Source organism: Streptococcus mitis subsp. hohhotensis, from assembly GCF_000722775.1.
GTDB classification, from domain to species: Bacteria; Bacillota; Bacilli; order Lactobacillales; family Streptococcaceae; genus Streptococcus; species Streptococcus carlssonii.
The window spans coordinates 165,106-177,693 of the sequence record NZ_JPFZ01000009.1 but is presented as its reverse complement, the minus strand read 5'-3'; the positions used below and the strand labels follow the sequence as shown (position 1 = coordinate 177,693).

The following is a 12,588-nucleotide window of genomic DNA, read 5'->3' as shown; positions in this document are numbered from 1 at the left end:
ATTCTAATTTCATCCCAAATATGGACCTGGTCAAGGGAAAAGTTTGCCAGCCCTCCTTTGATAAGGTATAATAATAACAAGAAAATAATCGAAGGAGATCGCATGTTTTATACTTATTTACGTGGATTGGTTGTCTTGCTCCTATGGTCCATCAATGGCAATGCCCACTATCATAATACTGATAAAATTCCTAATCAAGATGAAAATTATATTTTGGTTGCGCCTCACCGTACCTGGTGGGATCCTGTTTACATGGCCTTTGCGACCAAGCCAAAACAGTTCATCTTTATGGCTAAAAAAGAACTCTTTACCAACCGTATCTTTGGTTGGTGGATTCGTATGTGTGGCGCCTTTCCTATCGACCGGGAAAATCCTAGCGCTTCTGCCATCAAATATCCTATCAATGTTCTCAAAAAAAGTGACCGCTCTCTCATCATGTTTCCAAGTGGGAGCCGTCACTCAAACGATGTCAAGGGTGGAGTTGCCCTGATTGCCAAAATGGCCAAGGTCCGTATCATGCCGGTTACCTATACAGGTCCCATGACCTTGAAAGGTTTGGTTAGCCGTGAGCGTGTCGATATGAACTTTGGAAATCCAATTGATATCTCAGATATCAAGAAAATGAATGACGAAGGCATTGAAACAGTCGCCAATCGCATCCAAGCAGAATTTCAACGCTTGGACCAAGAAACGAAACAATGGCACAATGATAAAAAACCAAACCCACTCTGGTGGTTTATCCGCATCCCTGCCCTCATCCTTGCCATTATCCTCGCTATCCTAACCATCATCTTTAGCTTTATCGCAAGCTTCGTCTGGAATCCAGATAAAAAGAGAGAAAAACTTGGTTAAATAAATACAACAATCCCTTGGCAAAAGCCAAGGGATAAATTTTTTATTCGATTTTCCATTTTTGGGCCAACCAGCTGGAAAAAGCTAGAAATCGTTCAGCTACTTGTTCATGGTGTCCATAAGGATCAAAGACAAACTGGCTGTTCGGATAGCGTTTCTGAAGACTGGTATGGATTTTCTCAGCATAGACTGGTGCTTGAGCCAAGCGATTGCTATGATTGACCCCTTCTGTTTGACCGTTCTGTAAATACAGCAAACAGTCCAAATTTTCCACATTTTCTTCCTTGCAGTAAGTCACAAAATCAGGATACCAAAAGGAACCGCAGATGGAGAAGACACAGGAAACCTTGTCAAAGCTGAAAAGACTGTAAACTGCCGCCAAACCACCTAGTGAGTAGCCTCCATAAGCAAAGCGAGTTTCGTCCAGCCGATAAAGCGACTGCAACTTGTCTAAAAGACCTCCAAACAAATGATCATGATAGGCGCTGGCCTGACCGCCAAAATCTGGAGCTCCATCTCTCAGAGCAGCCGCCTTCCATGGAGTGTAGTCATCTAGGCGATCTTTAGAGATCAAGCCCACTAAAATCACAGATTCGGAAAGGGACGATAAGAAATCCAAGTTTCCATCATTCAATAAAATAGCCGGATAGGTTTGATTGGGGTCGTAGTTAGAAGGAAGGCTGATTTTGACTTGAATTCCTTCCCAATCAAACTCATTATTTATTGATAAAGTCATTGATTTTCTCAAGGGAATCAATCACTGCTGGACCATAGTCCATCAATTCATCGTAAGAGATGGTCATAATTTTTTGATTCTTAATAGCAGGAACGCTTTCCAAAACAGCATTTGCCTTCATCAACTCTACTGCTTTTTCATCCAATTTTTTATTGCGGTCGCTGGTTACATAGATAATCAATTCAGGATCCATTGACACGAGATTTTCCAAGGTCAAGCCTGATGTCCCCGTAGCAACGTTGGTATAACCAAGTTGGTTCAGCAAACTTTCTTGCAAAGCAGACTTGTAGGCACCGAAGGTTTGATCATTATAAGCAACCATAATCAAAGCCTTTTTCTTTTCACCTTGGCTTGCTGGGTTTGCTTTCTTAACAGCGTCAATTTTAGCTTGTAATTGGGCTGCGTATTCATTGGCCTTGTCCTGCACATTAAAAATCATTCCAAGATTTTTTACATCTTCTACGATATTCCCCAAATCTTGCTGAATTGTTGAGAGAGAAGCTTTTTGCGTATAAACTGGGATTTTATTTTCATTCCAAGTGCTAACTGTCCCCAAGGATTTTTCAGAAAACATCATGTTTCGACCCATCACAGCATCTGGCTCATAAGAGAGGACTGCCTCTTGTGAGACTGTTTTTTTATCCCCAATTTGAGGAATAGTCGCAATCGCGTCCTTGTATTTGTCCGTCACAGCATTGTCTGGATTGAGCATGCCAACAATTTTATCCTTCAACCCCAACTCCAATAAGATTTCCGTGGTTGAAAGATTATTGGTGATAACATTTTCAGGTGCCTTGTCAAAGACTTGTTCGACTTCATTTCCTTTAGCATCATAAGTTTTGATAGTTAGCGGATAAGTCGTCTCTGCGTTAGCCTTTTGACTTGTTTCTGTACTAGACTGTGTGGTAGTTTTTTCTGTAGTAGTGTTACCACAAGCTGCCAAAGTTAAGGTAGCTACTGTTACGAGTAAAATGCCTAGTGTTTTTTTCATATTGTTTTCCTTTTCATTCTTATAAATAGTGAATCATGGCTTGCTGATCCTCGGTCCAAGTAACCTGACTTTGAACTCCGTATACAGTTTGCAATGACTCAGGGGTGATGGTCTCCTTTGGAGTCCCTTGGTAAAGGATTTCTCCCTCTTTCATTAGATAGAGATAATCAGAATAGCGACAAGCAAGTTGAATATCATGCAGGACAGCTAGAACATTGACCTTTAGCTCCTTCACAATGGCCAACAAGTCTAACTGATACTTGATATCCAGGTGATTGGTTGGTTCGTCTAGGAGTAAGAGAGTCGGTTCTTGAGCTAAGGCGCGGGCTAGTAAGACTCGCTGTTTCTCTCCCCCTGACAGAGACGAATAGAGACGAGTTTTCTTCTCAAGCATATCCACCTTGACGAGGGCATCTTGAACGAGGGTATAATCTATTTCCTTTTCCTTCTGTAAAAAAGAGAGGTGGGGAGTTCTTCCCAACAAGACGATTTCTTCAACTGTACAATCAAACTGCAATTGATTAAACTGGGTCACGACCGCCATTTGCTTGGCTGTTTCTTTGAGCGTCCAATGCTCCAGCAGCTTTCCATCTAGGCTTATCAAGCCTTTGTCCACCTTTTCCTGACGATAAAGGAGTTTAAGTAGACTGGTTTTTCCACTTCCATTTGGTCCTAATATCGTGTGAAATTGATTCCCTTCAACCTTAAGAGAGACTCCTTTGAGGATTTTTTTCTCTCCTAATCCAAAATGGATATCCTTACAAATCAAGTCCATGTCAGACCCTCACCTCCCTTCGCCTACCTCCAACAATGTAGATAAAGAAGGGAGCACCTACTAAGGCTGTGAAAATACCAATAGGAAGCTCTGCGTTTGGAATGATGATACGAGAGAGTACGTCTGCCCAAATGACAAAGAGGGCACCTAGCAAGGTTGCAACAGGAAAAAGTCTCTTGTAACTCGTTCCTACTAACCCTCGAGCTAAATGTGGAGTAATCAGACCTACAAATCCAATAATCCCACAAGTAGCCACCAAAATAGCTGTCAGTACAGCCACCATGGTCACATAAAGATACCAATAAAAGCGTAAGGGTATCCCCAAAGTTAAAGCAGCCTCATCTCCCATCATCATCGCATTGAAAACACGATACTGAGTAGAGAAAAATAGAAAGGCTATTCCTACTACTATAGTTGGCAGGACCAAGTCTGCCCAGGAAGTCCCAGCGAGCGAGCCCATGGTCCAAAACTTAATGGTCATCACACTATCCGCATTAGCGCCAACTGAGATAATAAAGTTGGAAAAAGCCAGAAAGAGAGCGTTGACCACCGTTCCTGATAAGATCAGACTGGAAGTCGTCATCCTTCCCTGCATAGAGGCAATGATAAGGACAGCAATTGTTGCCAAAATAGCGCCAATAAAAGCGCCGAGGCTAATCATCACTTTTAAACCAAGAATAATGCTTAGGGTTGCTCCTAGAGTTGCACCAGCAGAGATTCCTAAGACATAGGGCTCAGCGATGGGATTGTTCACTGTGGACTGCATCACGCTACCACACATAGAAAGACCAGCCCCCACTATTAAGCCTAGCAATACTCGGGGGAATCTCATGTTCCATACAATGGCAAGAGTGGACTTTGGCACCTCTCCTATCTCAAGAGGAAATCCCAACCTTCTCAAAATAATCCGATAGGTATCTCCTAGATCAATCGCAACAGATCCCATTGAAACTGCTAGAAAGAGAGAAATCCCTAAAATACCTAGCAAAATAACTAAAAGTAACACAAATTGCTGGTCTTGTCGGCTTCCAGAAAATTTGGAAAGCATGCAAACCTCCTTTGATAGAATATTAAAAATTTAGAAAATTCTCATGAAAAGTATACCATATTTTCAACAATGGAACAAGATGAGAACAAATGAATATAGTTGGTTTTATAGTGCTAGGAACCGTAAGTAAAGATAATACTTGAGTATATCGAGGTAAGGTGACAACGTAAAAAGCCCTCTGAAAATCAGAGAGCTGATTTGAGCTAGGGCTAAAATCCTAGTGAAACAAAAAAATCTACACGGTCAGAAAAGTCTCTATCGTGCCATTTTCATACATGATGTATAGTCCAAGTAGAATGAATACTAAGGGCACAATGATTCGCTCGTATTTTTCAATTGTCTCGAATATTAACGGAATAGAGGATAACACCCGACTAATCTCGCATAAGATAATTATGCCGATTACAAACACAAGCAAGGCCACGAGGGTCTGTGACCAATCTAACGAAGCAAAATAAGGTATATAGATACCTAAATTATCTCCGCCAGACGCAATTGTCAGCAATGTAACTGTCCAAAACAGTTGATTTGCCTTGCTTTGTTCTAATCTTTCAATAATTTCTTCCTCTTCTTCCTCTTCTTCCTCACCTTCTCCAACAATTGCAAAGCGAATCCCTAAATAGATAGGGATTAAACCAAGCAATCCAACCATCCATTCTTCAGGCACGAAATTAACGACATAAGCAGCAACTAAACTCGCCCCTACAAGTAAGCCTGTGCCTAGATATTGTCCCGCATAAATATGCCATTTTTGTTTATTCTGTGATAGCTGTGCAAATAAAATAAATAAAATAATTAAATAATCGATACTGGTGGAAATATAAACACCAATAGCAGATATGATTGTCTGTCCCATAAAAAAACCTCCTGTATTGGTCAGTAATAAATCAGTAGATTTTAGGAAAGCACAGACACATTAATTTAGCTATCGCTAGTGGGTAATGTCGAACGTAGGAAAGCATTTTACTCCTCCTCAAAACTTAGTTACATAGTAATTTCTAACTGGAATTCGGTGACTACTTCCAAGTAAAGTATAACATATTATACTTTACTTCATAAAGTGTGGGCTCTCCGAGGGGGCTTGTACAGCTACTCGGTTTTTCAAGCCGAGTAGCTACGCACCTTTATGGTGTAAGTAGCTGATACCATTTGAGGTTTTTGTAGTCTCCAAAATTGTGACAATAAAAAGGCCCTCTGAAGTCAGAGAGCTGATTTGAGCACAGGCTAAAATCCTAGTGAAAAAGATGAAACTCCTTGTGTTCATCGAACACTGTGTCATTTCCCTATTTTCATACGGATTTTTGATGCCCTTAGCATCATGATTCTTGCTGGATAAACCGTTTATAGACGAGGCGAAGGTTGTACGAAACTTTCAGTGAAACAAAAAAAATCTCCCCAAAGGGAGATCATTCTGGTTTATTTTACCTTACAATACTAGGAACCGTAACCGAAAATTATACTTGAGTATATCGAGGTAAGGTGACAAAAGTAAAAAAGCTACCCAATTTAGAGTAGCTTCATTATCAAGATATGCTCAATTGAACACGGCCTAAGCACTTGGCAAAAAAGATAAAATCTCCTAGAAACTGAAGTTTCTTCGTCAATTTTCCTATTTTTGCTTTGCGCTTTTGACGGCCTTTGTATCTTGAATTAGCGACGAAGTCCTAGAGAGTTGATTAACTCACGGTAACGGTTAACGTCGTTTTTACGCAAGTATGCAAGCAAGTTACGACGGCGACCGATTTTTTTCATCAATCCACGGTAAGTAGCGTGATCTTTTTTGTGTTGTTTGATGTGTTCGTTAAGGTGGTTGATTTCCCAAGTAAGGACAGCAACTTGAACCTCTACTGAACCTGTATCACCTTCGTGACGTGCATATTGTGCGATGATTTCATTTTTTTTCTCTTTTGAGATTGCCATGATGTTTCTCCTTTTTATTTGGCTTCATCCGAGTGACAGGTTGGCATGCCTGTAACCAAGAAGAAGTTATTTGTCTTTACGACATTCCCTATTCTACCAATAACTAACTTCTTTGTCAACAGATTGACTTATTTCTCTTTACTTTACTAGCATAAAGGAGATACTCAACTTCTTCTAAAGAGTACCATTCCTAATTCTCACCCTAAACAAGGAAATTCAAAAAAATCTACAAATATCTTGAAAATTTTCACAATCATGCTATAATAATCCATAGAGACAAGTCACTTAGTCCCTTTCTACTAGAGAGTGCGTGGTTGCTGGAAACGCATAGAAAGTCTAAACTGATACTACTCTTGAGTTTTTTATGAAAACATAAAACGGTGGCTACGTTAGAGCCAATCAGAGGTGTCAACAGTTTTTGTTGTACATAAATGAAGGTGGAACCACGTTGCGACGTCCTTTCGAGGATGTCGCTGTTTGTTTTTCTTTATTTAAGACTGCGAAATAGGGAAACACTTCTGCTTTAGAAATAATGGATAACCAATATAAGGAGAAAATCATGATTAACATTACTTTCCCAGATGGCGCTGTTCGTGAATTCGAATCTGGCGTTACAACTTTTGAAATTGCCCAATCTATCAGCAATTCCCTAGCTAAAAAGGCCTTGGCTGGTAAATTCAACGGCAAACTCATAGACACTACTCGTGCTATCACTGAAGATGGAAGCATCGAAATCGTGACACCTGATCACGAAGATGCCCTTCCAATCTTGCGTCACTCAGCTGCTCACTTGTTCGCCCAAGCAGCTCGTCGTCTTTTCCCAGATATTCACTTGGGAGTTGGTCCAGCCATCGAAGATGGTTTCTACTACGATACTGACAACACAGCTGGTCAAATTTCTAACGAAGACCTTCCTCGTATCGAAGAAGAAATGCAAAAAATCGTCAAAGAAAACTTCCCATCAATTCGTGAAGAAGTTACTAAAGACGAGGCACGTGAAATCTTCAAAAATGACCCTTACAAGTTGGAATTGATTGAAGAACACTCAGAAGACGAAGGCGGTTTGACTATCTATCGTCAGGGTGAATATGTAGACCTTTGCCGTGGCCCTCACGTCCCATCAACAGGCCGTATCCAAATCTTCCACCTTCTCCATGTAGCAGGTGCTTACTGGCGCGGAAATAGCGACAACGCTATGATGCAACGTATCTATGGTACAGCTTGGTTTGACAAAAAAGACTTGAAAAACTACCTTCAAATGCGTGAAGAAGCTAAGGAACGTGATCACCGTAAGCTTGGTAAAGAGCTTGACCTCTTCATGATTTCTCAAGAGGTCGGTCAAGGGCTTCCATTCTGGTTGCCAAATGGTGCGACTATCCGTCGTGAGTTGGAACGCTACATCGTAGACAAAGAGCTAGCTTCAGGCTACCAACACGTCTACACTCCACCACTTGCTTCTGTTGAACTTTACAAGACTTCTGGTCACTGGGATCATTACCAAGAAGACATGTTCCCAACTATGGACATGGGTGACGGGGAAGAATTTGTCCTTCGTCCAATGAACTGTCCGCACCACATCCAAGTCTTCAAACACCATGTTCACTCTTACCGTGAGTTGCCAATCCGTATCGCTGAAATCGGTATGATGCACCGCTACGAAAAATCTGGTGCCCTCACTGGTCTTCAACGTGTACGTGAAATGTCTCTGAACGACGGTCACCTCTTCGTTACTCCAGAGCAAATCCAAGAAGAATTCCAGCGTGCCCTTCAGTTGATTATCGATGTTTACGGAGACTTCAACTTGAATGAGTACCGCTTCCGTCTCTCTCTTCGCGACCCTCAAGATACTCACAAATACTTTGACAACGATGAGATGTGGGAAAATGCCCAAACCATGCTTCGTGCAGCTCTTGATGAAATGGGTGTGGACTACTTTGAAGCCGAAGGTGAAGCAGCCTTCTACGGACCAAAATTGGATATTCAAGTTAAGACCGCCCTTGGAAAAGAAGAAACTCTTTCTACTATCCAGCTTGACTTCTTGCTTCCAGAACGCTTCGACCTTAAATATATCGGAGCTGATGGCGAAGAGCACCGTCCAGTTATGATCCACCGTGGGGTTATCTCAACTATGGAACGTTTCACTGCTATCTTGATTGAAAACTACAAGGGTGCCTTCCCAACATGGCTTGCACCACACCAAGTAACCCTCATCCCAGTATCTAACGAAAAACACGTGGACTACGCTTGGGAAGTGGCCAAGAAACTCCGTGACCACGGTGTCCGTGCCGATGTGGATGAGCGCAATGAAAAAATGCAGTTCAAGATCCGTGCTTCACAAACCAGCAAGATTCCTTACCAATTGATCGTTGGAGACAAGGAAATGGAAGACGGAACTGTTAACGTTCGTCGCTACGGCCAAAAAGAAACACAAACTGTCTCAGTAGATGACTTTGTTCAAGCTATCCTAGCTGATATCGCCAACAAATCACGCGTTGAGAAATAAGAGATAAAATCCTAGCTACCTAAAAAGCAACAACTATTTCAGCTGTTGCTTTTTATATTTTTACTCAATGAAAATCAAAAAGCAAACTAGGAAGCTAGCCGCAAGCTGTACTTGAGTACGGTAAGGCGACGCTGACGTGGTTTGAATTTGATTTTCGAAGAGTATTATTTAATCCGAGCTAGTAGTGATTGACCAAACCACCACACAAGATTTACTTTCATGAGTTAGATAAAGTCAGTATCCTCAATCCTTGTCTGCTTCATTTTCTTTTACGAGATCGTTTTGTGAATCTTTTTCAGAGAGTTTTTGATCAATATACTTGTCAATGTTTTCATAAAATTCCTTGGTCGCTTCACTATCTAATGTTGGCGAGTTCTGAACTTGATTCACTTTCAATTGAACAGATTGAATACCGTAAGAGGCTTGTTTTTGGTGGAGTGTTTCTAATTCTTCTTCTGAAATCGGATCTCCAACAACCGTCAAGACCAATTCATTGTTACTTGACTTGTAGACTTGATTAATAACCGTATAATTGGCGAACTCTTTTCCTACAAACTGTTTGATCCCTTCTTTGCGCGCTTGTTCTATTGTCAGAGTAACTGCCGAATAGCTAGCTGGAAGAATCAACAATACAATCAAAGAAATCAAGCCAATTCTCATTTTAATGCTCAGCTCTTTAAATGAAGTTAAAGGAGATTTTCTCATCAAAATTCTTGTTCCAACAATGTTGGCTAGCATGATAAAGACACAGTTGATCAAGAAAAGATAGAGAGCCCCCAATAAAAATCGTACATTCCCATTAGCTAAACCATAGCCAGCAGTACAGATAGGCGGCATCAAAGCTGTAGCAATGGCTACTCCTGGCACGATATTGTTTGCTTCTTTTTTCCTTGAACCGATCACACCAGCAATCCCACCAGCAATAGCAATGAGAACATCCCAAATGGTTGGAGAGGTTCGTGCGATCAACTCGCTACTTGCATAAGACAAGGGAGAAATCCAGAAATACAGAGTCGAGACAAGCAAACTGACCAACACTTGAGTCAATAAAACCTCTAGAGATTGCTTGATTAAACGCGTATCAAAAATAGCTAAACCGAATCCCAGTCCAACAATCGGTGTCATGAGAGGTGAAATTAACATGGCTCCAATAATAACAGCTGTTGAATTCATATTTAGACCGATAGAGGCAATAAAAATTGCACACATCAAAATCGCTGTATCTCTCAATCGAACATGAAGGTCATCGTATAATTTCTCACGGTATTCCCGTGTTGAATAATTGGCAGTCATTTGTCCTCTCCTCTTTCCTTATTTAAATCGGTATAATAATTAATAATAACAGCTGATAAACAGCCAAAAAATATGAGCCCATAAATCGTCAAGAAGACACTGGTAATCCTTCCAATCAAGGTCACAGCTAGGAGATCCCCGTAGCCGACAGTCGTCGAAGTCACAAAAGCATACCAAAGACCGTCTCCGTAATTTGTGATAGCAGGTTCAACTAGGAAAAGCACGCCTCCTGACCCAAAAACAAAGGTCACAAAACTCAGAGCAAACCGAGTAAAACCCGTAACCTGTATAATATGCCATAACATTTTTAAACGTCTCATTTGTTCTCCTTATTCATACTAGCTCCTGACCGAGCCGTTTTTTCCAATAATCAAAGTGAAGATAGGACATGATCTCCATCAGAGAAAGATAGACAAACTGATAGATCTGATTTAAGCTGATTATCAACTGATATTGTTTGAAAAATGACTGGAAGAAAGACCAGATATGACTGTCTTGAATCAGTCCCTTCTTAACATCAGACAGGATATTAGCTAAAGCTCCCAAGGACTGAAACGGTAAATCCTTGACATTTATATAGATCCGGTCCACCACATCATTCAGACTGGTATCTTGGATGGCATGAAATTCTCCAAAGAGAACTCCTGCCGCTCCAAGAGTAGAAACAAATTCCACCAAATAATTTCTGAGGAAATTTTCTCAACCTTTTCCCATAATGTGTTTAGTGCCATCCATAACGATCCCAACCAGAAAAAGGAAAGAAAACAAGCAAAGAAATTTTGCCGTAAATCCCAAAAAGCTTCAAGACTTGGTGTTGTTGGTTTTTCTAACTCTAAAATCAAGATGGTCATAATAATTGCTAGAACAGCATCTGTCAATACAATTAATCTGTCTTTCTTCATCGGATTGCATCCCCTTTCTTTTTTGTAACATTCTATCTTATCGCATAATATTGGATATTCTTTCATAATCCGACTACAAACAAAAATAAACCAAAAAGTCTGTCCCTATTATGCTATATTTAACTCTAGAAGTATTCATCCATCTAATTAATAAATATATCATATTTCACAATAAATGAATACTATCAAAGATTCATCCCCTTTCACTTCATCATTTAGTGTTGCTTAGATTTATCAAAAACAACCTGCTATAAGTAAGAAAGAGGAAGATACAAGAAAAACACGGCGTAAAAACCGATTCAGTTCATTGTCCTCAATCCTTGTCTGCTTCATTTTCTTTTACGAGATCTTTTTGTGAATCCTTTTCAGAGAGTTTTTGATCGATATACTTGTTAATGGTTTCATAAAATTCCTTGGTCGAATCACTGTCTAATTTTGTCGAATTATGAACTTGATTGACTTTCAATTGAACAGATTGAATACCGTAAGAGGCTTGTTTTTGGTGGAGCGTTTCTAATTCTTCTTCTGAAATCGGATCTCCAACAACCGTCAAGACCAACTCATTGTTTCTTGATTTGTAGACTTGATTAATGACCGTGTGATTGGCGAACTCTTTTCCTACAAACTGTTTGATTCCTTCTTTTCGCGCTTGATCTATCGTCAAAGTAATTGCTGAATAGCTGGCCGGAAGAATCAATAATACAATCAAGGATATCAACCCAATTCTCATTTTAATGTTTAGCTCTTTAAATGAACTTAAGGGAGATTTTCTCATCATAATTCTTGTTCCAACAATGTTGATTAGCATGATAAAGACACAGTTGATCAAGAAAAGATAGAGAGCCCCAAATAAAAATCGTACATTTCCATTAGCTAAACCGTAACCTGCAGTGCAGATAGGTGGCATCAGAGCTGTTGCGATGGCTACTCCTGGTACGATATTGTTTGCTTCTTTTTTCCTTGAACCGATCACACCAGCAATCCCACCAGCAATAGCAATGAGCACATCCCAAATTGTTGGAGAGGTTCGTGCAATCAATTCGCTACTTTCATAAGATAAGGGAGAAATCCAGAAATACAGAGCCGAGACAAGCAAGCTAACCAATACTTGGGTAAATAAAACCTCTAGAGATTGCTTGATTAAACGCGTATCAAAAATAGCTAAACCAAATCCGAGTCCAACAATCGGTGTCATAAGAGGGGAAATCAGCATGGCTCCAATAATGACAGCTGTTGAATTCATATTTAGGCCAATAGAGGCAATAAAAATCGCACACATCAAAATCACTGTATCTCTTAATCGAACATGAAGATCATCATATAATTTCTCACGGTATTCACGTGTTGAATAGTTTCCGGTCATTGGTTACTCCTTTTATTTCATATAATCTTGTTTCTGCATAGATGATGGTAGAGAGACTTCTGTCCAATCTTACATATTTTTCTTCTCACCTGTTATTCTTTTGAACATTATCTTTTAAATATCCGACAGTCCATCCTTAACATTATATCAAAAATTTTACATTCTTTCTCTGACGAAATCTATCAATTGAACAGATAGATGAAGC

General features: G+C 40.1%; 13 protein-coding genes and 1 pseudogene. 3 read left to right on the top strand and 11 right to left on the bottom strand.

From position 1 onward, the window contains the following. Nucleotides 1-102 precede the first annotated feature (102 nt). Nucleotides 103-852, top strand: a complete 750-nt coding sequence (locus SK608_RS03605) for a lysophospholipid acyltransferase family protein (RefSeq protein ID WP_033676663.1) — start codon at nt 103-105, stop codon at nt 850-852. A gap of 43 nt (nt 853-895) precedes the next feature. On the opposite strand, the gene SK608_RS03600 is transcribed toward SK608_RS03605, so the two are convergent. From SK608_RS03600 to rpsO, 6 genes are all read right to left on the bottom strand, one after another. Beyond that, the gene (locus tag SK608_RS03600; protein WP_033676661.1) at nt 896-1,588 is read right to left on the bottom strand and encodes an alpha/beta hydrolase-fold protein; all 693 of its coding nucleotides are present in this window, start codon (nt 1,586-1,588) and stop codon (nt 896-898) included. After that, nucleotides 1,569-2,579, bottom strand: coding sequence for an ABC transporter substrate-binding protein (locus SK608_RS03595; protein ID WP_033676659.1), 1,011 nt, complete (start codon nt 2,577-2,579; stop codon nt 1,569-1,571). The genes SK608_RS03600 and SK608_RS03595 overlap by 20 nt, the downstream gene beginning before the upstream one ends. Before the next feature lie 19 nt (nt 2,580-2,598). Further along, nucleotides 2,599-3,354 (bottom strand): ABC transporter ATP-binding protein, encoded by a 756-nt coding sequence (locus tag SK608_RS03590; protein ID WP_033676656.1) that lies wholly within the window; start codon nt 3,352-3,354, stop codon nt 2,599-2,601. A 1-nt stretch (nt 3,355) separates the two neighbouring features. Beyond that, entirely contained in the window at nt 3,356-4,402 is a 1,047-nt protein-coding gene (locus tag SK608_RS03585) for a FecCD family ABC transporter permease (RefSeq protein WP_033676654.1), read from the bottom strand. Between the two features lie 235 nt (nt 4,403-4,637). Next, the gene (locus SK608_RS03580; protein ID WP_000531713.1) at nt 4,638-5,258 is read right to left on the bottom strand and encodes a CadD family cadmium resistance transporter; all 621 of its coding nucleotides are present in this window, start codon (nt 5,256-5,258) and stop codon (nt 4,638-4,640) included. Nucleotides 5,259-6,052: 794 nt separating this feature from the next. Then, nucleotides 6,053-6,322: a 30S ribosomal protein S15 gene (gene rpsO / locus SK608_RS03575; protein ID WP_001018251.1), complete on the bottom strand. Its 270-nt coding sequence runs from the start codon at nt 6,320-6,322 to the stop codon at nt 6,053-6,055. Between the two features lie 314 nt (nt 6,323-6,636). Here rpsO and SK608_RS11970 point away from each other — a divergent pair. Continuing rightward, a pseudogene (locus SK608_RS11970) lies at nt 6,637-6,830 on the top strand (hypothetical protein). A gap of 51 nt (nt 6,831-6,881) precedes the next feature. Beyond that, nucleotides 6,882-8,825: a threonine--tRNA ligase gene (gene thrS / locus SK608_RS03570; protein ID WP_033676652.1), complete on the top strand. Its 1,944-nt coding sequence runs from the start codon at nt 6,882-6,884 to the stop codon at nt 8,823-8,825. A 243-nt stretch (nt 8,826-9,068) separates the two neighbouring features. Here thrS and SK608_RS03565 read toward each other — a convergent pair whose 3' ends face one another. The 5 genes from SK608_RS03565 to SK608_RS03550 all read right to left on the bottom strand — a co-directional run bounded on the left by SK608_RS03565 (nt 9,069) and on the right by SK608_RS03550 (nt 12,383). Continuing rightward, nucleotides 9,069-10,118 (bottom strand): DUF389 domain-containing protein, encoded by a 1,050-nt coding sequence (locus tag SK608_RS03565; protein ID WP_000126416.1) that lies wholly within the window; start codon nt 10,116-10,118, stop codon nt 9,069-9,071. Continuing rightward, on the bottom strand, nt 10,115-10,438 hold the full coding sequence (locus tag SK608_RS03560; RefSeq protein WP_001253404.1) for a potassium channel family protein: 324 nt from the start codon (nt 10,436-10,438) through the stop codon (nt 10,115-10,117). Before SK608_RS03560 ends, SK608_RS03565 begins: the two co-directional genes overlap by 4 nt. Before the next feature lie 13 nt (nt 10,439-10,451). After that, nucleotides 10,452-10,793: a hypothetical protein gene (locus SK608_RS03555; RefSeq protein WP_000397556.1), complete on the bottom strand. Its 342-nt coding sequence runs from the start codon at nt 10,791-10,793 to the stop codon at nt 10,452-10,454. Then, a complete protein-coding gene (locus SK608_RS10610) occupies nt 10,718-11,020 on the bottom strand; it encodes a TMEM175 family protein (RefSeq protein WP_004240734.1) in 303 nt (100 codons plus the stop codon). Before SK608_RS10610 ends, SK608_RS03555 begins: the two co-directional genes overlap by 76 nt. A gap of 313 nt (nt 11,021-11,333) precedes the next feature. Beyond that, nucleotides 11,334-12,383 (bottom strand): DUF389 domain-containing protein, encoded by a 1,050-nt coding sequence (locus SK608_RS03550; protein WP_033676651.1) that lies wholly within the window; start codon nt 12,381-12,383, stop codon nt 11,334-11,336. Between the last annotated feature and the right edge of the window lie 205 nt (nt 12,384-12,588).

Excerpts from the sequence above, each read along its gene's own strand:
- SK608_RS03560 (WP_001253404.1), bottom strand. The coding sequence starts at position 10,438 with ATGAGACGTTTAAAAATGTTATGGCATATTATACAGGTTACGGGTTTT.
- SK608_RS03585 (WP_033676654.1), bottom strand. The coding sequence starts at position 4,402 with ATGCTTTCCAAATTTTCTGGAAGCCGACAAGACCAGCAATTTGTGTTA.
- SK608_RS03550 (WP_033676651.1), bottom strand. The coding sequence starts at position 12,383 with ATGACCGGAAACTATTCAACACGTGAATACCGTGAGAAATTATATGAT.
- SK608_RS03605 (WP_033676663.1), top strand. The coding sequence starts at position 103 with ATGTTTTATACTTATTTACGTGGATTGGTTGTCTTGCTCCTATGGTCC.
- SK608_RS03580 (WP_000531713.1), bottom strand. The coding sequence starts at position 5,258 with ATGGGACAGACAATCATATCTGCTATTGGTGTTTATATTTCCACCAGT.
- SK608_RS03565 (WP_000126416.1), bottom strand. The coding sequence starts at position 10,118 with ATGACTGCCAATTATTCAACACGGGAATACCGTGAGAAATTATACGAT.
- thrS (WP_033676652.1), top strand. The coding sequence starts at position 6,882 with ATGATTAACATTACTTTCCCAGATGGCGCTGTTCGTGAATTCGAATCT.
- SK608_RS10610 (WP_004240734.1), bottom strand. The coding sequence starts at position 11,020 with ATGAAGAAAGACAGATTAATTGTATTGACAGATGCTGTTCTAGCAATT.
- SK608_RS03595 (WP_033676659.1), bottom strand. The coding sequence starts at position 2,579 with ATGAAAAAAACACTAGGCATTTTACTCGTAACAGTAGCTACCTTAACT.
- SK608_RS03600 (WP_033676661.1), bottom strand. The coding sequence starts at position 1,588 with ATGACTTTATCAATAAATAATGAGTTTGATTGGGAAGGAATTCAAGTC.
- SK608_RS03590 (WP_033676656.1), bottom strand. The coding sequence starts at position 3,354 with ATGGACTTGATTTGTAAGGATATCCATTTTGGATTAGGAGAGAAAAAA.
- rpsO (WP_001018251.1), bottom strand. The coding sequence starts at position 6,322 with ATGGCAATCTCAAAAGAGAAAAAAAATGAAATCATCGCACAATATGCA.